The 23,991-nt window shown below is 69.0% G+C and carries 30 protein-coding genes and 1 pseudogene; 11 read left to right on the forward strand and 20 right to left on the reverse strand.

The window, feature by feature from the left end:
• Positions 1-2 precede the first annotated feature (2 nt).
• Both Acor_RS07690 and Acor_RS07695 read right to left on the reverse strand, forming a co-directional pair.
• Positions 3-584 (reverse strand): mismatch-specific DNA-glycosylase, encoded by a 582-nt coding sequence (locus Acor_RS07690; RefSeq protein ID WP_155335860.1) that lies wholly within the window; start codon positions 582-584, stop codon positions 3-5.
• Positions 585-641: 57 nt separating this feature from the next.
• Positions 642-1,715 (reverse strand): AAA family ATPase, encoded by a 1,074-nt coding sequence (locus tag Acor_RS07695; protein ID WP_246238482.1) that lies wholly within the window; start codon positions 1,713-1,715, stop codon positions 642-644.
• Between Acor_RS07695 and Acor_RS43080 the strand changes: the two genes are divergently transcribed.
• The gene (locus tag Acor_RS43080; RefSeq protein ID WP_218034192.1) at positions 1,705-1,938 is read left to right on the forward strand and encodes a hypothetical protein; all 234 of its coding nucleotides are present in this window, start codon (positions 1,705-1,707) and stop codon (positions 1,936-1,938) included. The two genes, Acor_RS07695 and Acor_RS43080, sit on opposite strands and share 11 nt — an antisense overlap.
• Here Acor_RS43080 and Acor_RS46160 read toward each other — a convergent pair.
• The 10 genes from Acor_RS46160 to Acor_RS44100 all read right to left on the reverse strand — a co-directional run bounded on the left by Acor_RS46160 (position 1,842) and on the right by Acor_RS44100 (position 8,228).
• A complete protein-coding gene (locus Acor_RS46160; protein ID WP_422664793.1) occupies positions 1,842-2,096 on the reverse strand; it encodes a nicotinamide mononucleotide transporter in 255 nt (84 codons plus the stop codon). The two genes, Acor_RS43080 and Acor_RS46160, sit on opposite strands and share 97 nt — an antisense overlap.
• The gene (locus tag Acor_RS44095) at positions 1,988-2,251 is read right to left on the reverse strand and encodes a nicotinamide mononucleotide transporter family protein (RefSeq protein WP_246238483.1); all 264 of its coding nucleotides are present in this window, start codon (positions 2,249-2,251) and stop codon (positions 1,988-1,990) included. The genes Acor_RS46160 and Acor_RS44095 overlap by 109 nt, the downstream gene beginning before the upstream one ends.
• A 117-nt stretch (positions 2,252-2,368) precedes the next feature.
• Positions 2,369-2,500, reverse strand: a complete 132-nt coding sequence (locus Acor_RS45370; RefSeq protein ID WP_281353175.1) for a hypothetical protein — start codon at positions 2,498-2,500, stop codon at positions 2,369-2,371.
• Between the two features lie 140 nt (positions 2,501-2,640).
• Entirely contained in the window at positions 2,641-3,081 is a 441-nt protein-coding gene (locus Acor_RS07705; RefSeq protein WP_155335861.1) for a MerR family transcriptional regulator, read from the reverse strand.
• Between the two features lie 14 nt (positions 3,082-3,095).
• Complete coding sequence (locus Acor_RS07710) at positions 3,096-4,118, reverse strand: MDR family NADP-dependent oxidoreductase (protein ID WP_155335862.1); 1,023 nt, start codon at positions 4,116-4,118, stop codon at positions 3,096-3,098.
• 137 nt (positions 4,119-4,255) lie between these two features.
• Entirely contained in the window at positions 4,256-5,125 is an 870-nt protein-coding gene (locus Acor_RS07715; protein WP_155335863.1) for an LLM class F420-dependent oxidoreductase, read from the reverse strand.
• A gap of 156 nt (positions 5,126-5,281) precedes the next feature.
• A complete protein-coding gene (locus Acor_RS07720; protein ID WP_218034179.1) occupies positions 5,282-5,899 on the reverse strand; it encodes a TetR/AcrR family transcriptional regulator C-terminal domain-containing protein in 618 nt (205 codons plus the stop codon).
• Positions 5,900-6,242: 343 nt separating this feature from the next.
• Entirely contained in the window at positions 6,243-6,611 is a 369-nt protein-coding gene (locus Acor_RS07725; protein WP_155335865.1) for a hotdog family protein, read from the reverse strand.
• On the reverse strand, positions 6,605-7,846 hold the full coding sequence (locus tag Acor_RS07730; protein WP_155335866.1) for a cytochrome P450 family protein: 1,242 nt from the start codon (positions 7,844-7,846) through the stop codon (positions 6,605-6,607). The genes Acor_RS07725 and Acor_RS07730 overlap by 7 nt, the downstream gene beginning before the upstream one ends.
• 97 nt (positions 7,847-7,943) lie before the next feature.
• On the reverse strand, positions 7,944-8,228 hold the full coding sequence (locus Acor_RS44100) for a hypothetical protein (protein ID WP_246238504.1): 285 nt from the start codon (positions 8,226-8,228) through the stop codon (positions 7,944-7,946).
• 49 nt (positions 8,229-8,277) lie between these two features.
• Here Acor_RS44100 and Acor_RS45860 point away from each other — a divergent pair, with 49 nt between their 5' ends.
• Both Acor_RS45860 and Acor_RS07740 read left to right on the forward strand, forming a co-directional pair.
• Entirely contained in the window at positions 8,278-8,451 is a 174-nt protein-coding gene (locus Acor_RS45860) for a type II toxin-antitoxin system RelE/ParE family toxin (RefSeq protein WP_308805633.1), read from the forward strand.
• Complete coding sequence (locus Acor_RS07740; RefSeq protein WP_155335867.1) at positions 8,448-8,780, forward strand: helix-turn-helix domain-containing protein; 333 nt, start codon at positions 8,448-8,450, stop codon at positions 8,778-8,780. The genes Acor_RS45860 and Acor_RS07740 overlap by 4 nt, the downstream gene beginning before the upstream one ends.
• Positions 8,781-8,830: 50 nt before the next feature.
• Here Acor_RS07740 and Acor_RS07745 read toward each other — a convergent pair whose 3' ends face one another.
• Positions 8,831-9,055 carry a hypothetical protein gene (locus tag Acor_RS07745; protein WP_155335868.1) on the reverse strand — a complete coding sequence of 75 codons (225 nt, stop codon included), beginning with the start codon at positions 9,053-9,055 and terminating at the stop codon, positions 8,831-8,833.
• A 442-nt stretch (positions 9,056-9,497) separates the two neighbouring features.
• Here Acor_RS07745 and Acor_RS07750 point away from each other — a divergent pair, with 442 nt between their 5' ends.
• The 4 genes from Acor_RS07750 to Acor_RS07765 all read left to right on the forward strand — a co-directional run bounded on the left by Acor_RS07750 (position 9,498) and on the right by Acor_RS07765 (position 12,501).
• A complete protein-coding gene (locus tag Acor_RS07750) occupies positions 9,498-10,379 on the forward strand; it encodes a DNA-3-methyladenine glycosylase family protein (RefSeq protein ID WP_155335869.1) in 882 nt (293 codons plus the stop codon).
• 150 nt (positions 10,380-10,529) lie between these two features.
• Positions 10,530-10,700: a sigma factor-like helix-turn-helix DNA-binding protein gene (locus Acor_RS07755; RefSeq protein WP_155335870.1), complete on the forward strand. Its 171-nt coding sequence runs from the start codon at positions 10,530-10,532 to the stop codon at positions 10,698-10,700.
• Between the two features lie 9 nt (positions 10,701-10,709).
• Positions 10,710-11,900, forward strand: a complete 1,191-nt coding sequence (locus tag Acor_RS07760; RefSeq protein WP_218034180.1) for a cytochrome P450 family protein — start codon at positions 10,710-10,712, stop codon at positions 11,898-11,900.
• 136 nt (positions 11,901-12,036) lie between these two features.
• Positions 12,037-12,501 (forward strand): GNAT family N-acetyltransferase, encoded by a 465-nt coding sequence (locus Acor_RS07765; RefSeq protein ID WP_155335872.1) that lies wholly within the window; start codon positions 12,037-12,039, stop codon positions 12,499-12,501.
• Between the two features lie 30 nt (positions 12,502-12,531).
• On the opposite strand, the gene Acor_RS44105 is transcribed toward Acor_RS07765, so the two are convergent.
• The 4 genes from Acor_RS44105 to Acor_RS44110 all read right to left on the reverse strand — a co-directional run bounded on the left by Acor_RS44105 (position 12,532) and on the right by Acor_RS44110 (position 17,574).
• A complete protein-coding gene (locus tag Acor_RS44105; protein WP_155335873.1) occupies positions 12,532-13,050 on the reverse strand; it encodes an HAD domain-containing protein in 519 nt (172 codons plus the stop codon).
• A gap of 177 nt (positions 13,051-13,227) precedes the next feature.
• The gene (locus tag Acor_RS07775; RefSeq protein ID WP_155335874.1) at positions 13,228-15,069 is read right to left on the reverse strand and encodes an ABC transporter ATP-binding protein; all 1,842 of its coding nucleotides are present in this window, start codon (positions 15,067-15,069) and stop codon (positions 13,228-13,230) included.
• Positions 15,069-16,886 (reverse strand): ABC transporter ATP-binding protein, encoded by a 1,818-nt coding sequence (locus tag Acor_RS07780; protein WP_155335875.1) that lies wholly within the window; start codon positions 16,884-16,886, stop codon positions 15,069-15,071. Before Acor_RS07780 ends, Acor_RS07775 begins: the two co-directional genes overlap by 1 nt.
• A 157-nt stretch (positions 16,887-17,043) precedes the next feature.
• Complete coding sequence (locus Acor_RS44110) at positions 17,044-17,574, reverse strand: hypothetical protein (RefSeq protein WP_170316826.1); 531 nt, start codon at positions 17,572-17,574, stop codon at positions 17,044-17,046.
• On the opposite strand from Acor_RS44110, the gene Acor_RS46635 reads away from it, so the two are divergent.
• The 3 genes and pseudogenes from Acor_RS46635 (at position 17,573) to Acor_RS46165 (ending at position 18,396) form a co-directional block, all read left to right on the forward strand.
• Positions 17,573-17,707 (forward strand): aminotransferase class I/II-fold pyridoxal phosphate-dependent enzyme, encoded by a 135-nt coding sequence (locus Acor_RS46635; RefSeq protein WP_425542246.1) that lies wholly within the window; start codon positions 17,573-17,575, stop codon positions 17,705-17,707. The genes Acor_RS44110 and Acor_RS46635 overlap by 2 nt on opposite strands.
• A gap of 70 nt (positions 17,708-17,777) precedes the next feature.
• Positions 17,778-18,218 (forward strand): annotated as a pseudogene (locus tag Acor_RS07790) (aminotransferase class I/II-fold pyridoxal phosphate-dependent enzyme); the annotation flags it as partial.
• Positions 18,219-18,222: 4 nt separating this feature from the next.
• Positions 18,223-18,396 carry a hypothetical protein gene (locus tag Acor_RS46165; RefSeq protein ID WP_422664792.1) on the forward strand — a complete coding sequence of 58 codons (174 nt, stop codon included), beginning with the start codon at positions 18,223-18,225 and terminating at the stop codon, positions 18,394-18,396.
• 24 nt (positions 18,397-18,420) lie between these two features.
• Here Acor_RS46165 and Acor_RS07800 read toward each other — a convergent pair whose 3' ends face one another.
• A complete protein-coding gene (locus Acor_RS07800; RefSeq protein ID WP_218034182.1) occupies positions 18,421-21,210 on the reverse strand; it encodes a M14 family zinc carboxypeptidase in 2,790 nt (929 codons plus the stop codon).
• 303 nt (positions 21,211-21,513) lie between these two features.
• Between Acor_RS07800 and Acor_RS07805 the strand changes: the two genes are divergently transcribed.
• On the forward strand, positions 21,514-22,005 hold the full coding sequence (locus Acor_RS07805; RefSeq protein ID WP_155335877.1) for a hypothetical protein: 492 nt from the start codon (positions 21,514-21,516) through the stop codon (positions 22,003-22,005).
• A gap of 306 nt (positions 22,006-22,311) precedes the next feature.
• Here the strand turns inward: Acor_RS07805 and Acor_RS07810 are convergent, their stop codons facing one another.
• Entirely contained in the window at positions 22,312-23,151 is an 840-nt protein-coding gene (locus Acor_RS07810; protein ID WP_155335878.1) for a hypothetical protein, read from the reverse strand.
• Between the two features lie 294 nt (positions 23,152-23,445).
• Positions 23,446-23,844 (reverse strand): hypothetical protein, encoded by a 399-nt coding sequence (locus Acor_RS07815; protein WP_155335879.1) that lies wholly within the window; start codon positions 23,842-23,844, stop codon positions 23,446-23,448.
• Positions 23,845-23,991 lie beyond the last annotated feature (147 nt).

Consider the following 23,991-nt stretch of genomic DNA (forward strand, 5'->3'; position numbering starts at 1 on the left):
ACTCAGCCGGCGGCCTCGTGTATTTCGATTCCCGCCGCCAGCGCGGCCTCGCGGTAGGCGTCGCCCAGGCTGGCGACCGTGCTGTGGGCATTGAGCCCGCTGGGGTTCGGCACGACCCAGAGCCGCGCGCCCCCGAGATCTTCCTCTTGGGGGCCGGTGACCGCTCTCGGGCGGGCGAAAGCCGTGCGGTAGGCCGTGATGCCGAGGATCGCCACCACGTTCGGGCCGATCTGCCGGACCCGCTCGGCCAGCGACCGGCCGCCGGCGATCAGTTCCTCGGTGCTCAGCTCGTCGGCGCGCGCGGTCGTCCTTGCGGCGATGTTGGTGATGCCGATGCCTCTCGCCCGCAGGTGCGCGAGGTCGCCGGGGGTGTATCCCGCGGACGCGTCGATCAGCCGGTCGACGATGCCCGCGCGGAGCAGCGCGGGGTAGAAACGATTGCCCCGCCGGGCGAAATGCGCCTGCACGGCGGTCGTCCACAGGCCGGGGTTGATGCCGACGAACAGCAGCCGGACGTCGGGCCCCAGCAGGTCGGGCAGCGTGCCGCCGCGAAACGCGTCAAGCTCCTCGCGAGTGAATCCCACCGATCCAGAATGCCAGCCTCCCGATCCGGTACGCGCACAGCGTGCGGTCCCGAACGGTCAGGGGCGTCGCTGATCATCGGCCGGCAGCTCCGACGCGGCCGGGAGCGGCGGCTCAGGCTGGAGCGGCGGCTCAGGCTGGAGCGGCGGCTCAGGCTGGAGCGGCCGCGCGAAGGGGCGGCCGGCGGCGACGAGGGCGTCCACGGCCCGGACCGCGGTGGCCAGGCGCTTCTCGTGCGTTCCGCTCACGACGACGTGCGGCAGTCCGGCGAGTTCGTGGCGGAAGCGCAGGTCCATCGCATGGCGGATGTGCTCGCCGTCGCGCCAGCCGTCCTGCTCGAACGGCATGCCGTCCACGCTCGTGTGGATCCACAGGTCGTGCCGGGCCCGCTCGTCGACGCGGAGGACCTCCTGGCTCACCGTGCCGAGGTAGCGTTCGTGCCGGAGGGCCGTGCTGAGGGCGTCTGTGTCGCAGAACAGCAGCGGGGATCCCACCCGCGCGGCCGCCTCCTCCCACGCGAGCTGCCTCTCCGCGATCAGCGTGAACTCCGCCGGATCCCACCGGAGGTCGTCCAGCCAGGGTTCCGGCTCTCCCGCCGCCTTGGCGGTCCGGCGGGCCACGGCCAGTTTTTCCTCGCAGTACGTCCTGCCGTATTCGGGCACCCAGCGGGTCGTGGCCCAGACGCCGCCGCGAGCCGAGTAGTGCTCCGCGAGCGCGCGGGCGAGGGTGGTCGTGCCGGTCGACTCGGCGCCTGCGACCACCACGCGCCAGGCGAGATGGGCTCGCACGGCCGGGGTCAGCCAGGGCCAGCCGGCCACGGGGTCCGCCCGGACCAGAGCGCCGCTCACCGGGTGACGTTCCCGCCCGGGGTCGACCGCGACGTGCTCGGCCGCGAACCTGCGGGCCAGTTCGGGGCCGTACGCCTCGGAGGAGAACACGGCGTCGACCTCGGGGCCTCGCGCGCCGTGGGCCAGCGCCAGCGCGTGCCGGAACACCTCGACGTGCGCGGCCCAGATCTCCGGGTCGTCGTAGTCGATCTCGATGTCGTCGACAACGGGCGCCACGACCACGTTCGGCTGCGGGTGCGCTTCCCGTAGCCAGGCCGTCCGGCAGGCCAGGGGGATGCTCTCCACGCTCGACGCCGCCACGATCACGGTGACGAGGGCGCAGCGGGTGGCGGCGGGTGTCGATGAGGTGGTGGTGACCGGCGTGCGGTGGATAGAACTTGCCGACTATGAGACCGCGCGCGTGCGTACCGGTCATGTGGCGGGCACCGCGGCGGGAGCGGGCCGGGCGGCCAGGTCGTGGCGCCAGGCGCGCAGCCCGGCGACGCACAACGCCAGGAAGAGCACGTAAAGGGCGCTGGTGAGATAGAGCTCCTTGTACGCGTAAAGCGGGATGTAGATCAGGTCGGCGGCGAGACGATCTGCAGTGCGGCGTCCGCGTACAGGCCGACGGTCAGGAACACGAGCCCGAGCAGGATGACGTTCGCCACCCCGATCGGCCAGTTCCAGACGTGCTGGCGGACCACCAGCCAGACGGTGAGCGCCCCTGTCGCGAACCCGAGTAACTCGGCCCAGCTGGTCGAGACGCCACCGAGGGTGATCGCGGGCTCCAGCAGGGACCCAGCACATCGGACAGCGCCACCATGACCTCCATAATCGTCCAAATGACGATAACAGCCGGTGGCGATCAGTGGAAATGTCGACCTATCTCGCCCGGGGACGGCGTCGCCCCGCGAGAGGCTTCCCCGCGGGGCGAACAGGACTGGGACGTGGCGTGATCTCTACCAGTCGTCGTCCCAGTCATCGTCCCAGTCGTCGTCCCAGTCGTCGTCCCAGTCCATGTGCAGGGTCGGCGACACGGCCAGCACGGCCAGCGCCAGCAGGACGCCGGTACCGATGAGTCGTCTGTGCATGAGAATCACTCCATAACCGGACTCGTCCGGGCCCTGAGGCCACCAGCCCTGGGACCACGGAGCGTCGCAATGGATTTCCCGGGATTGGCCAGCACGGCGCATGATTCAAATTCCAGGCTAAGCACGAAATCAGCGGAAGGTCACCCGCGAGAAGGCAAATCCCCAGCATGAGTACGGGCAACGATCGAGCCCACTGTCTCGGGAGACGAGGCTTCGCCTGGGCCCACCCGGGCTGCCAGTTGATCGCGGAGCCGGGCCAGGCGGGCGATCTCCTCGTTCAGGGCGGCGATCCGGCGCTGCGCGACCCCGGTGGGTTTCGCGCACGGGCCCGGCGCTCCGTACGGCGGGAGTGTGTCCTCTTCCAGCAGGTCCAGGCGGTCCGCGCAGTCACGCAAGTCCGCCACGGTGAGCCCGAGCGAGAGCAGCTCCCGGATGACGCGGACGCGGGCGACGTCCCGTGGGCCGTACTGGCGCTGGCCGGTGACGGATCGGCGCGGCGGGGGCAGCAGGCCGTTCTGCTCGTAGAAGCGCAGGGCGCGGGGTGTGGTCCCGGCCGCTGCCGCCGCGTCGCCGATCCGCATCGGTCCTCCTGGGTCTACGGTGCCACCACGACGGTCCCGATATGCCGTCCGCTCAGCGTTTCGTGCAACGCCCGGGGCGCGTTTTCGATGCCGTCGACGCGGACGTACGGGAAGGTGACGTCGCCCGTCCGCAGCCAGCCGGCGAACCGGTCGAGCCATTCCGCCTGGACCCCGAGGTCGCCCTGCGCGCTGTAGCCGCGCATCGTGACCTGCTTGATGAGGAACTGGAAGGAGTCGAACTCGACCGGGGCCGTCGTGCCGGTGCCGCCCTCGGAAAGCTGCCCCGACAGCGCTCCGACCAGGACGAAACGCGCATCCCGCCGGGCCGCCGCGACGGCCGCCCGCAGCTCTTCGCCACCCACGTTGTCGAAGAACACGTCGATGCCGTCCGGTGCGGCCTTGGCCAGCTGCTCCGCGACAGGATCCTCGCCGCGGATCAGGACCGCGTCGTAGCCGAGTTCCGAGACCATCCGGTCGGCTTTCTCCGGCGAGCCGGTACTGCCGATCACCCTCCCCGCGCCGAGCAGCCGGGCGATCTGCCCCGCCATCGATCCCACCGAACCCGCCCCGCCCGAGACGTACACCGTGTCCCCCGGACGGACTCGCGCGCCACGGGTCAGCGCGCCGTAAGCGGTCCGCCCCTGCGCCAGGTGCGCGACGGGGTCGGGGAGTGCGTCGCCCAGCAGGGAACACGCCGCGGCGGGCACGACCGCGTACTCGCGCCAGCCCAGCCAGTGCGAGACCAGCTCGCCCGGACGAGGCCCGCCGTCCCCGGCAGCGGCGACGACCTCGCCGATCGCCGCTCCGAACAGGGTGTCGCCGGGCTGCAGCCCAGGAAACGGCGCCCCCGCGACGCTTCCACCGATCAGCGTCCGCAACGCCGCGAACACGTGAAAGAAACGGTTCCTGACCAGCAACTCGCCCTCCCCCGGCACCGGCACCGGCGTCTCGACGACGGCGAAGTCCGCCGGCGTCGGCAACCCGGCGGGCACGGCAACAAGGCGCACTTCACGGGACACATCAGGCAGACCGGGCACAAAGCTCTCCTCGCGAGGCTCGATTACGACTGCGCGAGGTTAACCCCTGACCCATACGTCAAAGGCAAGCCACCGACCCGGATTCCCGAGCCACCACCTGGGGGCGGTGCCGGCCCCAATGCCGGTATCGAGAACGCTTACACGTCGCCCAGGCCGAGGGCGGCGGCGGCGTGTTCCAGGGCGGCCAAGTGGTCGTCGACGGTGCTGAGGCCGGCGTTCATCGTGTTGATGCTGATGTGAGTCGCACCGTACTCGCGCCACCGACTGGCCAAGTCGGCGAGCCCGTCCGGATCGCCGCGCCACTGGAGGCGGCCGTCCATGCCGAGCGCGACGGGGTCGCGGCCCGCCAGGGTGGCGGCCTGGTCGACGACCGCCTTGGCCTCGGCCAGTTCGGGACCGGGGGCCATCTGCGGGAACCACCCGTCGGCGAGCCGCCCGGCCCGCCGGTACGCCGGCGGCGACTGGGCCCCGAACCAGACCGGAATCGGCCGCTGCACCGGCAGCGGGGCCAGCCCGGCCCCGGTCACCCGGTCGAACTCGCCCTCGAAGCTGAACGACCGCTCGGTCCAGAGCCGGCGCATCAGCATGACCTGCTCCTCGATCCGCCTCCCCCGCGTCGAGAAGTCCTGGCCGAGCGCCTCGTACTCCACCCGGTTCCACCCCAGCCCCACCCCCAGCCGGAACCGCCCGCCGGTGAGCAGATCGACCTCAGCCGCCTGCTTGGCCACCAGCACCGTCTGCCGCTGCGGCAGGATGATGATCCCGGTCACCATCTCCAGCGAGGTCAGCGCGGCGAGATAGCCGAACAGCACCATCGGCTCGTGAAAGCTGGTGTCCACGTCATACGGCCCCCGCCACCCCTGGTGAACCTCCGGATCGGCGCCGATCACGTGATCGTAAGCCATCACATGCCCGAACCCGAGCTCCTCCACCCGCTGCCCGTAGGCGCGCACCGCTCCCACGTCTCCCCCGATCTCCGTCTGGGGAAAAACGACGCCGACCCGCATACCAGGCTCCTCCCGAAGGCAACTCACTGAACATCATTCCGTACCCACCGCCGATCAACCCGCCCCGACGCTCCGCGCGGCCGGGGATGGCGTCCCCGGCCGCGATGCCCCGCCTTCCGGCCGAACTCATGCCTGGGCGTGATCGACGGCTGGCGGTCAGGTCAGGCGGCGGGCCCGGTCGAGGCCGTCCAGGATCAGGTCGAGGCCGAACTCGAACTCGTCGCCGTAGTCGTACCCGGGCTGGAGGACATGCTCGACGGTGAGTTCGGTGAGGTGGGGATATTCGCCGGAGGCGAAGCGCGCCATGATCGCTTGCGCGACCTTCGCCGTCTCCGCCGGAGTGTCGAACGGCAGGTTCGGCTGCTGCATGGCGAATCCGTAGATGTAGCTGTCCAGGACGGAATAGGCGTGAGCCGCCATGGCGATCGAGAAGCCGGCGCCCCGCAGGGTTCCGAGCACAGCGTCGTGGTGTCGTAACGTCGCGGGCCCGGGCGTGGCCCGCGACTCCATTCGCCCGACCGCCCAGGGGTGACGCGACAGGGCCGCGCGGATCGAGATCGCCCGGCGGCGCATGGCCGTCCTCCAGCCGGCTTCACCGGCTGGCAGCTCGATCTCGCCGAAGACAGCGTCGATCATGCCGTCGACCAGGTCGCCCTTGTTGGCCACGTGGTTGTACAGCGACATCGCCTCGATCCCGAGTTTCTCGCCGAGCTTGCGCATGGTGAGCGACTCGATCCCGTCCGTGTCGGCCAGGGCTACCGCGGCCCTCAGCACCTGCTCGCGGTTCAGCCGGTTTCGGCGCTCAGCGCCCGGGTCGCGCGCTGGCCTACAACCAGTCCAAACTCGCCAATCTGCTGTTCACCTACGAGCTGGCCAGGAGACTGCGGGCCACCTCTGTCACCGCGAACGCGCTACACCCCGGCGTGGTGAGCACCTCCTTCGGAGCCGAGGATCCCGGCCGCGTACAGCGCCTGCTCGTCCCGTTCATGCGGCCTTTCATGAAGACCCCGGCCCAGGGCGCCGCCACGTCGATCCACGTGGCGGCCGCTCCCGATCTCCAGCAGGTGACGGGCCGCTACTTCGCCAACGGCAAACCCAAGAGCTCCGCTACCCGCAGCTACGACCAGGCCGCCGCCGCACGGCTCTGGCAGGTGAGCGCCGATCTGGCGGGCTTGACCTCAGTGCCCCGCCTTTGAAGTTCCTGAGCTCGCCCCGGGCGACGGTCCCGGTCCTGTCGTTTGGCGAGGGTGAGGCTGGTGCGGCCGGTTCTCCTGATCTCGCTGTGCACCTCGATCGATCGGCGGGCGGCGGCTTCCCGGGTGAGCGGCTGCCGATAGGTGATCTCCTGATGGCTGATCACCCAGGCGGCCGGGGGGAGGACGTCGTAGCCGGCGTTGATCACGAGTTCGAGCAGGCGAGGGGCCGATATGTGGCCCAGGTGGTCGAAGTCGGTGACGCGGAGCTGCTGGGGTGACGGGGTCAGCATGGGCGGCCACGCCGTACCGCTGGGGAAGTCCAGGAGATGGGCAGGTGGGTCAGGCCGCGCATGACGCGGGAAGGGCGCCAGGTCAGCGATTCGGGTGGGACGGCCAGTTCGATGTGGCCCAGCCGGCGTAGGAGCAGGGGGAAGGCGATGCGGCCTTCGAGGCGGGCCAGTGCGGCGCCCACGCAGAAGTGCGGACCTCGGCCCAGGGACAGGTGGTCGTTGGGCGTGCGGGTCAGGTCGAGTTCGTCGGCGCGCTCGAAGCGGTCGGGGTCGCGGTTGGCGGAGGCGATGACCAGGCTGACGACGTCCCCGGCGGGGATGGTCGTGCCGTGCAGTGGGAGCGGTTCGGCGGCGGCGCGGAAGGTGGCTTTGCGGACCGGGGCGTCATAGCGCAGCAGTTCCTCGATGGCGCTGTCGATCAGGTAGGGCCGCTCGCGCAGCAGGTCGAGCTGGTCGCGGTGGCGGAGCAGGGCCAGCGTGCCGTTGCCGATGAGGTTGACGGTGGTGTCCTGGCCGACCAGGAGCAGAATGTAGGCGGTGCCGATCAGTTCCCGCTCGGTCAGGTTCCCGGCCTCGTCGCAGGCGGCGATGAGATGCATCAGCAGGTCGCCGCTGCCGTGGCCGCCTTCGCGGCGTTTGCGCGCGATCAGCTCGGCCAGGTAGGCGTGCAGACGCCGGTCCAGGTCGGCTTTGCCATCGCTGCCCGCCGCGTCGTAGGTGAGCGTGTCCAGCAGCATGCCGCGCAACTCGGGGGTGTCCAGGTCGTCGGGCACGCCCAGGATGGTACGGATCATCGAGAACGCCAGCGGAGCCGCGAAGTCGTCGATCAGGTCGGCCGTCCCCGGCGGCATCCGGTCGAGGAGGTCTTCCGCGGTGGCCTGGATGAGCGGTTCGAGCGCTTTGACCTGAGCGGGCACGAACGCCTTGTTGACCAGCTTCCGCAGCCGAGTGTGCTCTGGCGGGTCCGCGTTGACCAGATTGTCCTGCAAGCCCGCCGGGCCGGTGGGACAGGCGCGCCCGGTCGTGGCGGGCCGCTTGCTCAGGCGGGGATCGGCCAGCAGATCACGCACGTCGTCGTACCTGGTGATCTGCCAGACCGGCAGCCCACTCGGGCTGACCTCACGATAGGCCGGAGCGTGCGCACGCAACCAGGCGAAGTACGGATACGGATCACGGTGCCTGGCAGCGACCAGCTCCTCCGGAGGGCATACGGACAGTCCACGCCGATTACTCATAGTATCTACTAGATAACACTAAGTAACATCAAGTGAGGAAGGGCGGCGAGAACCGCCGCGTCAATCGTCCGACCAGATCAAGTTGCGTGCCACTCCTTCAGGAGCACGCCGAGCCGATCATGTCAGCGGATGCCGAGGCAGGAGAGCTCGCACAGCACTCGGAGCAGAAACCAACTGGAGGCCGCGCGAGTGCCTCCACGATATAAGGATCCGTTATATTGGCAGCATGGCATAGGAGATCACGCTGCACACCGAGGTGAACGCCTGGTTTCTCGACATCTGCAAGAACGACCCCGCCACCGCCGAGAAGATCGAAGAAGCGCTGGACGAACTCGCGCTGCAGGGCCCGAAGCTCGGCCGCCCGCTGGTCGACCGGATCCACCACTCACGCGTCCTGCACAACCTCAAAGAGCTGCGGCCGCGTGTCCCTGGTGAGGCGGAGAATCCGGCTGCTGTTCGTCTTCGATCCCACGCGGGAGGCGATCGTTCTGGTCGCCGGCGACCAGTCCGGGGAATGGAGACGGTGGTACCGCGCCGCCATCCCCCTTGCGGAGGAACGTTACGCGGCATACCGAGCCGAGAAGGAGAAGGAGGAACAGCGATGAGCGAGTTCGTGAAGTGGTCCGACACCAAGGCCAAGATCCGTGAGAGCGACCCCGACTGGGACTCCCCTGAGCGGATCACCGCCCGGGAGGCCAGCCGCGAGCAACTACGGGCAGAACTGCGCGGCACCCAACTCGCCGAGATGCGCAAACGTCTGGGCGTCTCCCAGAAGCTCCTCGCCGAACGGATGGGCATCTCCCAGGCGCGCGTATCCCAGATCGAGCACGGCCAGATCGGCGGTCTGGACATCCTGCGCGCCTACGTCACCGCCCTGGGCGGAACCCTGGACGTGGTGGCCGACTTCGGCGACCACTCCGTGAAAGTCGCCTGAGCAGCGTGAATCCTGGTTAATCGTCTGACTGTCGTGCCCGGCACCGTTGATCAGTATCCGGTCGGTGCGTTCGCGTCGGACGGTACCGATCCAGCGTTCAGCGATCGCGTTCGCTCCAGGCGCGCGTACGGCGTCTTGATGACGCGGGCGCCGAGCGAGATGAACACCGCATCGAACGCTGCGGTGAACTTCGCGTCGCGGCCACGAAGGACGAACCGCAGACTCGCTCTCTGCCTCAAGCCGTGAACCGTTGGCTGGCGCTCCGACGACAGCAAGGAAGCAGCCGTAAGGGCGGCCGACGACAGGAGCAATCCAATGGTGAGAATGCAAGGCAGAAGACTGTGGGTTCGAAGCGCGATGATGTCGGTCGTGCTGTTCGTTGTAGCCAGTCCCGTCCTGCTGACTGGAACGCCGGCTCACGCCGACCTGACCGGCGATCCGCGCATGTACAACCAGGCGCGTGGCCGGTGTCTCGACGCTGACCTCGGCACGATTGACAAGCCAGGCAGCAGAATCATGTTGTGGGATTGCAGCGGTGGGGACAACCAGAAACGGACCGGAGGCACTCGTCCTCAGGAACCTTCACTGCGGGGCAACGTATGACGGGCGCAGTGGGCTGAGAGGCCCATATGCATTGCGAAAGCCCTGCTACGGCCACTACCAGGTCACCTTTGCCGCGCTGGCGTTAGCCGAGCCGGGCGGCCCTAACATACGCGCATGACCGCGCACGGATTCACGCTCACCGCCAAAGGCCCGTTCGAATTCGGTGCGTCGTTACGCTTCGTGGAGGATTGGCCGGCCACCAGCGCGCTGCCTTCCCATGGGCGGGCGCTGCGTTTCGCCTATTGCGCGGAGTCCGACTGGCTGCCGATCGGCGTGACCGTGACGTCCGCGCCGGGCGGGGTGGCCGTCGCCACGACGCGGGCCGCCGGGCCTGGGATCCGGGGCGAGGTGGCGCGAATCCTCTCCCTTGACGTGGACGGTACGGGCTTCGGCGAAGTCGGTGAAGCCGATCCGGTGCTCGGTGACCTGCAGCGCCGCAGTCCCGGCCTGCGGCCGGTGTGCTTCTGGAGCCCGTGGGAGGCGGCGTGCTGGGCGGTGATCGTGCAGCGCTCGTCGATGCTGATCGCCGCCCGGATCAAGCAGCGCATCGCGGAGCGGTACGGCGCGGAGGTCACCGTGGACGGGCATGCGTACCCTGTTTTCCCGCCGCCGGTGACGCTGCTGGAGGCCGGCGGTCTCGGCCTGCCCGTACAGAAGGAGGAATGGCTGCGCGGGCTGGCCCGCGCGGCGCTGGACGGGGTGCTCACCGCCGAGCATCTGCGCTCGGTCGATCCGGCGGAAGCCCTGGCCGAACTGCGGACACTGGCGGGCGTGGGGCCGTTCTCCGCCGGCCTGATCCTGATCCGCGGCGCGGGCGCGCCGGACGCGTTCCCGGGCGACGAGCCGCGCCTGTTCGCGATCCTGCGCGAACTCTACGGCCTGCCGGAGGACGCGCCGCCGACCGCGTACCGGAAGCTGGCCGAGGCGTGGCGGCCCTACCGGTCCTGGGCCTCCTTCCTGTTCCGGGCATCCGGCTACGGCGTCCTGGACGACTGAGATCCCAGGAGAAGGCGCGGAGCCCACGGCACACCCCCGAAACGCCGACGGACGCCCACCCGTCGCAAGGGGCCAGTGCCGGGCCGGCAGCAGCGCCCGCGCGCCCAAGGGGGAACGGTGCTCCAGCGGTTCCCCGTAACGAGCGCAGCTGTGGCGCGCCCAGGTGAAATCGCACTCGGCCGGATGGAGCGGCAGATGCGGCTGGCGTGCTTCGGGGAACTCGCCGAAACTGAGATCGCCGAGCTGCTGGGCGTTCCGGTCGGCACGGTGCAGAGCCGCACCCACCGTGCCCAGTGGCATCTCCACCACGTGAACGGGTAGGTGCTCCAGTTGACCACGACCCCCCATGACCTCGGACCCGACTTCTTACAGGACCAGCACGGGACCTTCGCGCTGCTGCGCGAAACCGGCCCGGTGCGGGAGATCCTCACCCCCCAAGGCCAGCGCATGTGGATGGTGACCCGATATCAGGAGGCCCGCGAGGCCCTCACCGACCCGGCCCTCAGCAAGGACATCCACACCGCCCGCGCCCGGTTCGACCCGTACACGCTGGCCCTGGCCGGGCTCGACATCGGCGGCGCGTTGTCGGAGCACCTGCTCAACAGCGACCCGCCCGAGCACACCCGGCTGCGCCGCCACATCGGCCGCGCCTTCACCAGCCGCCGCGTCCGGGAACTGCGCCCCCGGATCGAACAGGTCGCCGCCACCCTGCTCGACGACTTAGCCGCCCTCGGCGAGGCCGACCTGCTCTCCGTGTACGCGTTCCCGCTGCCCATCACCATCATCTGCGATCTCCTCGGCGTACCCAAGGAAGACCAGGACGACTTCCGGTCCTGGTCGACCTCGATGGCCCGGCTCGACTCCGAACAGGCCGGGGCGGCGGCCATGGCGTTGGCCGGTTACCTCGGCCAGCTCGTGGCCGCCAAACGCGCGGCCCCCGGCGACGACCTGCTCAGCGACCTCGTCACTGCCGGCGACAACCCACTGAACGATCGCGAGATGCTGGCCATGGCGTTCCTGCTGCTGGTCGCCGGGCATGAGACGACGGTCAACCTCATCGGCAACGCCGTACTGGCCCTGCACCGCAATCCGGAGCAACGGGACCTGCTGCGGGCCCGCCCGGACCTGCTGCCGGGCGCCGTCGAGGAGTTCCTCCGGTACGACGGCCCCATCACCCTCGCGACCGTCCGGTTCGCCCTGCGCGGCACCGAGGTCGGCGGGGTGCCCATCCCGGAAGGCGACTTCGTGCTGGTCTCCCTGGCCGGAGCGAACCGGGACGAAGACCGTTTCCCCCACGCGGAGGACCTGCGGGTCGACCAGGACGCCACCGGCCACCTCGCCTTCGGCCACGGCGCCCACCACTGCGTGGGCGCTCCCCTGGCCCGGCTGGAGGCAGAGATCGCCATCGGCGCCCTGCTCGCCCGATTCCCCGATCTCACCGTTGTCGGCGACCCGGCTCAACTGCGCTGGCGCGGCGCCATGCTGCTACACGGCCTGGAAACCCTGCCGGTACGCATTTAGCGCCTCGGCCACATCGGCGTGGAACCCCGCACGCCGGTACCTTCGAGAATGCCGGCCGCCCGAGGGCCGATTGCGTCGGCCCTCGGTTGTGTACGGAACCGCAGCCAGTGATGGCGGTGCAGCGGAGGTGGTGAAGGTGAACGACCTCGTCTCGCCGCAGATCCGGCGTGGGTGGCTCGACGACGCCGCCGCAGTCCGCGGAGTCTTCTTAGCCGCCACGGCCGACATGCCATACCTGCGGGACACCGAACCAGACGCCGGAACCCCTGAATGGATCAGCGGCTTCCTGGCATGCGGTTACAGCCACGAACTATGGGTCACCGAACTGCGCGGCCAGATCGTCGCCTTCGCCACACTCAGCATCGACCAGCTCGGCCACCTCTTCGTGACACCCGGCTTCCAACGTCAGGGCATCGGCACCGACCTGATCGTCCATGCCCAACGCGCCAGACCCGAAGGGCTGCGCCTGCACACCTTCCAGCGCAACGCGGGCGCGTGCCGCTTCTACGAACGACACGGCTTCACCGTGTCCGAACTCGACGACGAACCAGGCGAACCGGACGTGACCTACTCCTGGCGCGACCAGCCTCCAGCACAATGACCCGAAACCGCGCCCGACCCGGCACACCCTTCAGCAAGTCCGCAACCACTCGTCCAGTGCGACATAGTCGGCGTCGCCGAGTCCCTGACTGGGGTCGACACGATGGAGCAGGGCAGCTCCTCGATGGTGTGCGGATACCCAGGCTCGATCTGTATCAGTGATCTCATCGTCCACCCACGCGAACGCGCGCCCTGCCGCCCAGTCGACAAGGGCGCGGGTCTTCCAGTGCACCCCGTTCCGTGCGTCCTGTTCATCGGCATCGGATGGTTCCGGCCAGGTGACCACCGGCAACCGCGGAAGGCCGATCCGCGGTGCGATGCACTCGTTCGCGTCGTCCAGCCACGTCGTGGCCCAGATCAGATCGCACGGTAGTGCCGCCAGCCGAGGCCCGTGCGCGGGATTGATCCTGCCCAGAAGTGGATTCGAGCCGGAACTCTCTGGCTCTTCGTCGGTCCGATAAGTCGGGTACTGCCATAGTGCCGCCCCGAATGGAATGAGGGGTCCGTCGACGTCTAGGAAGAGCAGCGGACGCCGGATGGAATCGGTCACGGCTGCACCATAGCCGTTCAATCCGACAGGTCCGACTCGACGAGAACGCTCGTCCAACGGCCAGCAGTGCGCTGGCGCTGTGGCACAAACCAGTCGAATGGCGACCGATGGTAAATCCGAGCCTGGTGGTGGACGCGTGTGTCGCGCCAAGCGGGAGCAGCCGGTGACCGCTTCCGCTCAAGGCTGGAGCGGCATCGGATCGCCGCCGACAGGGACGAAGCCGGTGCCGACTCGATAGTTGGGTGACTGGTGCCGGAAGTAGGTGTTGTAGACCTGGCAGTAGCGGCCCCCGCGGGCCAGGAGCGTCATGTGGTCGCCTTCTTCGACGATCTGGCCGTGGTCCAGCACGATGATGCGGTCGACGTGCTCGATCGTGGACAGGCGGTGCGCGATGACGATCGAGGTGCGGCCGGCCAGTACCACGTCGAGTCCCTCCTGGATCTGGGCCTCGGTCAGCGGGTCGACGCTGGCCGTGGCCTCGTCCAGAACCACGATAGCCGGATTCTGGATGAGCAGCCGGGCCAGGGCGACGAGCTGACGCTGGCCCATGGACAGGGCGCGGCCGTCTTCGCCGACGTCGGTTCGCAGGCCGTGAGGCAGGGCGTCGAGCCAGTCGCCGCCGCCGACCGCCGCCGCGGCGGCGAGCACCTCTTCTTCGCTCGCCTCCGGTCTCGGGTAGCGGATGTTGTCGGCCACCGTGCCGCTGAACAGGAAGGGGACCTGCGGCACCGCGCCGATCTGCCTGCGGTAACCGGCCAGATCCAGGGTCCGGATGTCGCGGTCGTCGATCAGCAGGCGGCCTTCCTGGAACTCGTAGAACCTGGTGATCAGCTTGCTGAGCGTCGACTTGCCCGCGCCGGTGTGGCCGACGAGCGCCACGGTCTCACCGGCCTCGATGACGAGGTTGAAGTTCCGTAGCACGGCATGGGCCGGGTCGTAGCCGAAGGTGACGTCCCGGAACTCGATGCGGCCGGCCAGTTCACCGGCGGGCTCGGCGGCGGTCTGCACCACCCGAGGCGTGGCGTCGATCAACGCGAAGACCCGCTCGGAGGCGGACAGGCCCTGCTGGAACTGGGACCAGAAGGCGGCGATGGACGTCAGCGGGAACCAGAAGAGCGATACTCCCTGCAGGAAGAGGTACCAGTCGCCGGCGGACAGGCCGCCCGTGAGCACGGCCGTGCCGCCCAGTTGCACGAGCGCGACCGTCGCCACCCCGGCCACCAGGAAGAGCACCGGGAAGATGGCCGAGAAGACGTAGCCCTGCCTGAGCGTCACCTGGTAGCTCTGCCGGTTGATGGGCTGGAACTCGTCGTAGACCTGCCGCTCCTGGCGGAAGTTCTTGGCCACGGCGATGCCGCCCATGGTCTCCTGCAGGTTGGCGTTGACCCGGCTCAGCGAACGTTGCGCCCTGCGGGTGCCGGCCCTGGCCATGCGCCGGAAGAGCAGCGCCAGACCCACCACGATCGGCACGATCAGCATCGTCACCAGAGCCAGTTCGATGCTGCGCAGGAACAGCATGACCGTGACGAACCCCACCATCAGCACCTGGCTGATCAGGTCCATCGTCAGCGTGGACACCGTGGCGAAGTCGTCGGTGTCGGAGGTCACCCGGCTGACAATCCTGCCTGACGGCGTCTCGTCGTAGAACGAGAGGTCGCGTTCCAGCACGGCGTCGAACGCGTCCTCGCGCAGCCGCAGCACGACGTCGCCGGTGACCTTCGCGCTGTACGCCTGCCGCACGAAGTTGAACAGCCAGCCGAGCACCCCCGCGAACAGGAGAGCGGCGATGAGCTGCCAGCCCACCGCGGCGATCGTGCCGTCCTCGATCGCGTCCACGCCCCAGCTGGCCACCAGCGGCATGGCCGCCTGGCTCAGCGAGGACAGCACGATCATGGCCGCGACCAGGAACATCGCGCCCAGTCTGGGCCGGAAGTAGGACGCGATCCGGCGGAGCAGGTCACGGTCGCGGTAGCCGCGGTCGTAGTCTTCGGCGTCGAGGCCGTCCATGATGAAGCCCATCAGAACGCCACCTCCTGCTCGCTCGCCAGGACCGGAGCCCCGGCCGGGTCGGTGATCTCGTCGTAGTGGGCGAAGATCCGCCGGTAGAGACGGCTGCGCGACAGCAGCTCGTCGTGGGTGCCGTAGTCGACCAGTTCGCCGCGCCTGAGCAGCAGGACCTTGTCCGCCCACCGGATCTGGGAGAGCCGGTGGGTGATCATGAGCGTGGTGCGGCCGTCGAGGACGCGGCCGATCGCCTGCTGGATCTTGTCTTCGGTGGCGGAGTCGATGGCGCTGGTCGAGTCGTCGAGGACGAGGATCGCGGGATCGGTCAGCAGCGCCCGCGCGATGGCCAGGCGCTGGCGCTGGCCTCCGGAAAGGGTGACGCCACGCTCGCCGATGACCGTGTCGTAGCCGTCGTCGAGCTCGGCCACGAACTCGGCGGCCTGGGCGTCCTCCGCCGCCCTGACCACGGACTCGCGGTCGGCCCGCTGGCCCTGGCTGAAGGCGATGTTCTCGGCCACCGTCCGGGAGAAGAGCATGATGTCCTGCTCGATGGTGGACAGCTGGGAACGCAGCGAGTCGAGGTCCCAGTCGCGTACGTCGACGCCGTCCACGAGGATCCGGCCCGAGGTGACGTCATAGATCCGGGGAACCAGCTTCGTCAGCGTGCTCTTGCCGGACCCGGTCTCACCGACGATCGCCACCGTCTCCCCCGGCCGCACGGTGAACGTCACCCCACGCAGCACCGGCTCCCCTTCGTCATGGCCGAACGTCACGTCGTCGAAGACGATCTCCCCCCTGATGGGGGCGGCGTGGCCGTCGGCCCGCTGCTCCAGCTCCATCTCGGAGTTGATGATGCTCAGGATCCGGCGGCTGGACACGATGCCGATCTGGAGCAGCGAGAAAGTGAAGATCGAAATCTGCGTCGGGAAGGCCAGCATGCCCATGAGCCCCATGAAGGCGACCAACTCGCCGATGGTGATCGCTCCCGTGCCGTGCAGGTGGAGCGCGTGCCACAGCGCCCCCGCCATCGCCAGCGCGAACAGGAGCGTGGGCAGGTAGCGGGCCTGAACCAAGCCGTTGCGCACGAAGGAGTCGCGGTAGAGGCGCGCCTGGGCGCGGAACCGCCGCCGTTCCTGCCCCTCCTGCGCGGTCACCTTGATGACCTCGATGCCGCGCACGGCCTGGCTCAGCCCCGCGTTGAGGTCGCCGAACTGCTCGCGCATGCGGGTCGCCACCGGGTTGAGCTGCCGCATGTAGTGCCGGAGCGCGACGGCGAAGGTGATCGCGAAGATGCCGGGCACCAGCAGCAGGCGCGGGTCTATCGCGGCGATGAAGAAGAAGGGCACCAGGCCGTTCAGACTGGAGTCGACGATCAGGTCGGCGCCCGGCGTGACCATGATGGAGAGTTGCCGGATGTCGTTGGCCGCCCGGGCCATGAGGTCGCCGATCCGCTGCCGGTTGTGGAAGGTCTGGCTCTTGCCGAGCAGGCTCACGTAGAGCTCGTCGCGGGCGTCGCGCTCCAGCCGCTTGGCCAGGACCTCGCTCGACAGCCGCGCGACCAGGTCGAACAGCCCGCGCCCCAGCACGATCGCCAGCAGCGCCAGCGCGATCACGCCCAGCACGGACGAGGAGTCGCCGCGCCCGTCCAGCACGGCGTCGAAGGCCACGCCGGTCAGCTGGGGAACCACGGCGTTGAGCACCACCATGACCAGCGACCCGCCGAGAAACCCGGCCAGCTGCGTCGGATGACGGCGCAGATGGGACCAGAGCCAGCGAACCGGGCCGCGCCGGTCGTAGCGCGGCCCGGATACGTGGAACTCCGAATTGTTCATGGTCACGACATGGCCCCCGGCCGAAGTCAACGCCTGCATCGAACTTGTTTTCTACCACTGGGGTCCGACAGTTTCGCAACAGGTATTTCTCTCGGCCGGTTGACCACCCGTCGCCGAACGTGACCGTCTACAAGCTACAGGCGCCCCTCCGGACCGGTCAGCGGCCTGATCTCCGGTACGCCGCGGCGCGGAAGTCGCGGAAGGTCTGGCCGGGTTCGTCGAACAGCGTCCACGGCCAGTCGGTCACGATGTCGCCGATCATCTGGAACTGGTCGGCCGCCGCCGCGTGCTGGTCGGCCATGGCGAAGACGAACGCGAACATGTTCGGCGCCAGCGGCCAGCCGGGGCGGCGGGCGAAGGCCGGGTGGCGGACCGACCGATCGGCGGCGGCGTGCAGTTCGGCCAGCACGTCGGGACGGGCGAGGTAGCCGTCGGAGTCCCCCTCGTGCCTCATGACGTGCTCCAGATGGGCGGTGGGGATCAGCATTCCGAGCGGGCTGCCCGCGGGGGCCTGCGCCACCGCCTCCCGGGCGAAGGTGAACATCTCCTCGTCGCCGCCCATCCACTTGGCACAGAGCGCCTGCAACATCTGGCGGTACCCCTCCTCGTGGTGCGGATGGATGCGCACCACATTGTCGAACCGGCGCCAGGTCCGCCGGCTGATCGTCACCGACGGTGTCTTCTCCATGGACGGCTACCTCGCCCCGCTCGACCAGATCTGCGACCTGGCCGAACGCCACGACGCCATGGTCATGGTGGACGACTCGCACGCGGTCGGCTTCGTCGGCCCGCGCGGCCGGGGCACGAACTGCACGGCGTGACGGACCGGGTCGACATCCTCACGGCACGCTCGGCAAGGCGCTCGGCGGCGCGTCCGGCGGCTACGTCGCCGCCCGCGCCGAGATCGTCGCGCTGCTCCGGCAGCGCTCGCGGCCCTACCTGTTCAGCAACTCGCTGGCCCCCGTCATCGCCGCCGGCTCACTGAAGGTCCTGGACCTGCTGACCGACGAGACCACCGGCCTTGGCGAGGCGCTGCGCGACCGGCTGCGCGCCAGCACCGCGCTGTTCCGCACCCGGATGACCGCGGAAGACTTCGACCTGCTCCCCGGCGAGCACCCCATCGTCCCCGTCATGATCGGCGACGCCGACCGGGCCGGACGCGTCGCTGACCTGCTGCTGGAGTACGGTGTGTACGCGATCGGCTTCTCCTACCCGGTCGTCCCGCGCGACCTGGCGCGCATCCGCGTGCAGCTGTCCGCGGGCCACAGCACCGACGACGTCGAGCGCGCCGTGGCGGCCTTCGCCGCCGCCAGGGACGCGCTGGAGGACTGACTGGATGATCGATTCCCGCAGACTGCGCACCCTGCGGGCCGTGGCGGACCACGGCACGGTGACGGCCGCCGCCGCGCTGTACCTGACCCCCTCCCTGATCCGCCGCGTACTCACCGGCCTGCGCACCTCAGCGGACCACGCCCGCCCGGGATGGCAAGACAAAGGCCCGGCCGGGTGAAACCGGCCGGGCCCGAGGTTTTGGTTAGGCGACGACGGAGCGGAGGGGGATGCCCGCCGTGCCGAGGTCGCGGATCAGGTCACGGACGTAGGGGTGTTCGTCGGACGGGAGTCCTTCGGGGTTGGGGATCGTGAGGTAGGACGAGCCGTCGGCGTTCGCGATCTGCGCCGTGTCGGTGTAGCGCTCAACGACCGCCTGGGTGCGGGCGAGGTCGGCGTCGGCCACCTGGATCACGATCGGGCGCCATTCGCCGCCCAGGTTGGGCAGCTCCTCCGGCTCGGCGATCGGCGGCAGGGCCTGGGCGGACCTGCGCTGCACGGCGGGGGTGCCCGCCGGCTGGAGCAGCGCGTTGGCCACCAGGTGGATGCCGTTCTCGTTGTAGGCCCGGAACAGCGGGTTGTAGGCGAACAGGACGGCGTGGCCGGCGCCGGTCGGCTCGTTGACCAGAGCCGCCGTGCCCTTGAGGGTGTCCGAACCCACCGTGTAGCCGTTGGACCAGAACGTGGCGTCGGCGGGGTAGGTGAGGACGTTGACCCCGGTGGTGCTCGGGTTGAGGATCGGGTCGCCGTTGTTGAACTGGAAGTCCTCCGCCGGGCGGCCGAGGGCGACCGGGTCGGCGGTGGCCGTGTCCACCCGGAAGTGGGAGCCGATGACCTGGTAGCCGGTCGGCTTGGCCTTCTCGGTGGTGGAGGTCAGGCCGGCGGCGCGGGCCACCCGGGTGCCCTCGTTGCGGAGCCCCAGGTAGGTGCCGCCCAAGGCGACCCACTGCCTGAGGTTGGCCAGGCCCTGCGCGGTGAGGCCGCCGGTGGAGCTGCTGCCGTCGGGGACGACCAGGGCGGTCCGCTCGGTGAAGGCGGCGGTGTTGCCGTTGATGTCGGCCGTGGTGACCGGCTTGAGGTTCAGGCCCCAGCGGGCGCCGAGCACGTAGCGCGCCTCGCCGTACGAGCCGGAGGTGGTGGTGATGCCGGTGCCGTTGAACAGGCCCAGGTCAGGGGTGCGCAGCAGGGTGCCCGAGGGCGCCGCGCCGCTGCCCGTGACGGTCACGCCGAGCGAGGTGGCCAGTTCGTCCAGCTCGTGCCGGTCGACCGAGGGGGTCGGCAGGCTGACGACGCCGGTCGACAGGTCACGCGAGAGCGGCACGCCCTGGGCGAGCAGCTTGAAGGTGAGCTCGGAGGCCGCCGCCGAGTCCAGCGGGTAGGAGTAGGAGCCCTTCTTCGAGGCCCCGGTGGCGACGCCACCCTCCATCTTCCTGACCAGCTCAGCCTTGGGCGACAGCTCGTCACCGGTGTAGACCGTGTCCACGCCCGCCAGGAGCGGGTTGCTCCAGGAGGAGACGTCGTAGAAGTACGGGAACGGCGTGTACGGGTCCTCGCCGATGGTCGCCTGGATCCAGTGCTTCTGCGGCTGGTTCATCGGGATCCAGTACGCGCCCGCGGGCACCTCCAGGTTGCCGGCGCTCCGGCCACCGAAGATCCGGGCGCTGGGCACGGTGACGGACTTCGTCAGCCGGTAGACCTCGACGTCCATGCCGCGCAGCCGCTCGACCAGCTTGCGCACGTCGCCGATCTGGCGGTCGGGCAGCAGGAAGTACGAACGGATCTTGATGTCGGGCACCGGGAACTGCACGGTGTTGGTCGGCTGCACGACCTCGTTGGGCTGGAGAGTGCCCGCGGCGCCCTCGGCGAGCGCGGTCTTCCAGATCGAGTAGTAGCTGCTGAGGACCTCGTGCTTGTTGTCCGAGGCCCAGCCGACCGTCGCCCACTGGGTGTTGAACTGCTGCTGCACCCGGTCCTGGACGGCCGAGGTGCTGCCCTTCTCGTACGTCATACCGGCGGCGCCGAACCCGGTGGCCGGCACGGTGTCGCCGTACCCCATGTAGAACAGGTCATAGGTGGCGTAGTTGAAGTAGCACTCGGTGGTGACGGCGCCACCACAGGCGCCGTTGAAGCCGAAGCCCGCGGCGTTGGCCGCACCGATGCGGTTGATCCAGTCGACCGGCTGGTCGGCGAGCTCGTGGTGGATCGGGTCGGCGTTCGGCGGGAAGAAGTACTGCCGGCCGCCCATCTCGTGCGCGTCGATGAAGACCTGCGGCGGGTACTGCCGGAGCAGTTCGATCTTGCCGTCGGTCTCCGGCTGGGAGCGGGCGAACCAGTCCCGGTTCAGGTCGAAGCCGTAGTCGTTCTGCCGCCGGTTGGCGTCGCGGCCGTCCGGGTTCTGGGTCGGCACGATGATCGTGATCAGGTTGTCGTTGCGCTCGGCCACGTCGCAGGACAGGCCGCTGGCCAGCTCGTACAGGGTCTTGAGCGCGGCGTCCGCGCCGCTCTTCTCGCCGCCGTGCACGTTGCCGGCGATCCAGACGATGGCCGGGGAGTCGTCGGCGATGCGCGCCGCCTTGCTGTCCGTCAGGGTACGCGGATCACGCAGCGCCGTGATGTCATCGGCGATCTTCTTCAGCCGCGCGTCGGAGACGCGGTCCGAGTCGGACACGATGGCGTAGGGCAAAGCCTGGCCGGAGACGCTGTGCGCCATCGTGCCCGTACGGACACGGTTGGAGGCGCCGCCCACGGCCTGGACATAGCTCGTGATCTCTGGCGTGGTGAGAATCCTGGGCTGTCCCGTGCCCAGGGGGAAACCGAAGAACTGCTCAGGACTCGGCACAGTGGTCACATGGGCGTTGGTGTCGGTGGTGCAGTCGGCAGGCACAGCCTGCGCCGACGTCGCCGGCGCCACGATGAACGCGGCCGACACCAGGACTGCGACACCTAACGTCTTGCCATAGGTGGATCTACTGCGCATCGTTGCGCGAAACCGCATCTCGCCTCCAGGGCGGAGGGACGGGGGAACTCGGGAGAGAGCCCGTCCGGGGAACACAAAACCACTACGGACGGTATTGGAACGCAATAAAACGGACAAGATGGAAGGAAATCCAACTGTCTCGTGCCAACCGGTGTGATTGGGGTGTTTTCCCAGGCCAGAATGGTTTGTCTCGACCAAATCGACGCTTTATAACGTCCGATAACAACTAGGCGTCGGGTTCGTACACACCGGGCGGGCTCGACGTAGCCGGGGATCACCGCGACGTGCCGGCAGCGTACCGGCCTCAGGTTTCGAATGGCCGTGTCGTATGTACTGATTTCGGCGGTGGCGGCGCTGCTCGCGGCGGTGATCGGCTGGTTCGTCATCCCGCGCGCGATGTCGCCGTGGGTCAACGTGGAGTACGCCAAGGACTCGGACCGCCCGGCGCAGGACCAGGCCGAGATCATCGCGGCGGGCGACGCCATGGGGCTCGGCCTGGCCGCGGCCGACCTGGCCGGCCGGGACCGCGATCTCTCCGACCGTGACCTGCTGCTCAGGGTGGCCGAGCGGTGGGCGGGTCAGGTCCAGGGCCTCGACGAGATCACGATGATCCGGGCGGTGGTGACGCCGGACGGCCGTCTGGCGCTGCCCTCGGTCCCCCCGGTCGTCGGCGCGGGCGACGCCGCCCGGGTTCCCGGGCGGCACGGCGGCGAGGCGCCTTCCGGCAGCTTCCACCGGCCGTCGGCGTCCTGCACCATGTCCGGGAATCCCACCACTCCGTGGTCGCGGATGCATCCGGAAAGCCGCTGGTAGAGCCCCGCCACCGTCGTCTCGCCGCCGGTGGCGGGCTCCTCGGTTCCGCAACCGGCCAGTCCGGTCAGCGCGGCGGCCACGACGAGCGCGGACTTCGTTCTTCTGGAAGTAATCACGCATTCACGGTGGCGCGTCGCCCGCCGCCCGCGATTCCCCCGAACGTGATGACCTGGCCACCCACATCTGGGGTATTGCCAGAACGTCGGCCATCCGCTAAGCGCGATAATCGGCTATTTCAAATCGAAGGAACCCGCAGTTTTCCTTCGTCACCCGGATGGAGCTGGCATCCGAATATTCGGGGACCGATCAGCCGGGGATCTGAACGGGACCGGGGTCGTCGAGAGCGCCGTCCCCCAGCTGTCCCTCGTCGACGGACGAGCTCGCCGGCGGCTCGGAGATCACTACCTTCCCGCCCCATCCGCTCACGCGACCGTCCGACGCGTACGTGAGAGAGGTGTCCGCCACGCTCACCGTCATCGTGGCGTACACGCGCTTGACCTGCCCGCGTGCGTCCAGCCACACGGTGTAGTTCACCTTGGCCGTGGCACCCTCGCGGGTCTTGCCGCCCTCCCCGAAGATGGAGCGGAACGACGGCGAGACCCTGGCCAGCTTCACGCTGGAGATCCTGCCCTTGATGACGCTGCCCTGCCGCGAACTGGCCCTGTCGATGATCTCGTCCAGCGTACGCGGCTCGAACGGATTGACCAGCAGCGAACCGGGGAAGGCGCCGGCGGAGAACTTCCGGACCCACGTCTTCCCTGGCGGCAGGTATTCCCTGACCCGCGCCCCCGAAATGTACGAGTACTGCAACGTCGAAATCATCCGCGTCACCCCCGCGGCCTTCCGCAGCTTCTCCCGGTCGGCCTCCGGCAGCGCGTCCAGGAACACCTTGCTGTACTGCGCCTTGTCCCTGATGTCGGTGGCGGCGACCCCGCTCCGCCCGAAACCGACGAGGCCGACCTCGCGCATGGTGGCCAGCGCCTGCCCACCGGCGGAAATCTTCAGCAGGTTGCTGACCTTGACGCCCTTGCCGGTCGCGAACCGCGCCTTCAGCGCCTTGACCGGATCGGCTTTCGCGACGGCGGGCGCGGCGGGCACCAGCAGAACGGCCGCGCCCACAATGGCCGCGACGACTAAACGCTTCACACGAATCCCTTCACTTGGACGGAAATTTGAGGCCCCCGGATCACATGCCGATAACAATGGCCGCGACCGAACTTTCCGGGAGATGAACGGCGTCGGTCGCGTGACCACACGAAGCCGTACGGTGAATCGGACGGGCGTGCTTCACGCCGAAGCGAGCAAATTCAACGGCGAGAGCGAAGCCGGCCGGAAACCTGGGACCCCCGACGTGCTTTTCTACCACAGCAACTCGGACAAGCCACACAAGTTTTTACGAAGTCACCTTATGTCGGGATTTATCCGGATGAAGGTCGTGACTTAAGCGCAGGCGGCCTGTGCCGGGACGTGGCATCGAATATCGAGCACACGCCGGTTCAGCGGGCTGAGACCGGTACCGGCGCTGTTGATCATCATGAGCTTCAGCTGACTACCGTCCATGTACGTCTGCGCCAGCGTCAGATACCCGTCGCTGGACGTCATGGTGCCGGAGAGCCTGTCCAGATAGAGCGAGTGGTTGCTGGTACCGGCGACCAGCACCACCTTGCCGGCATTGCCGGGATCGACCGCGACGACACCGTAGTTGCGCCCGCCGATGTCGGTACGCCCACCGGTCAGATAGGGCCGGTCGGCCACGAGTTGGCTCGCTCCCAACGGGCCGACCGCGTACTGCGTGACCCGGCCCGAGGTCCATGACACCAGCCGTTGCTGGCCCGGCACGTTGACGATGAGCCCGTTGGCCGCATGGGAGTCCAGCAGATGTCCGTCAGCGGGGACAGCGGCGTCTGCTGAGCACCGGTCCGCCCACGGTAGAAGTGCAGCGTCGTGGAGACGACCGGCGTGGTGCCGCACGTGGTGAGTCGGTTC

Source organism: Acrocarpospora corrugata (assembly GCF_009687845.1).
Lineage (GTDB): Bacteria > Actinomycetota > Actinomycetes > Streptosporangiales > Streptosporangiaceae > Acrocarpospora > Acrocarpospora corrugata.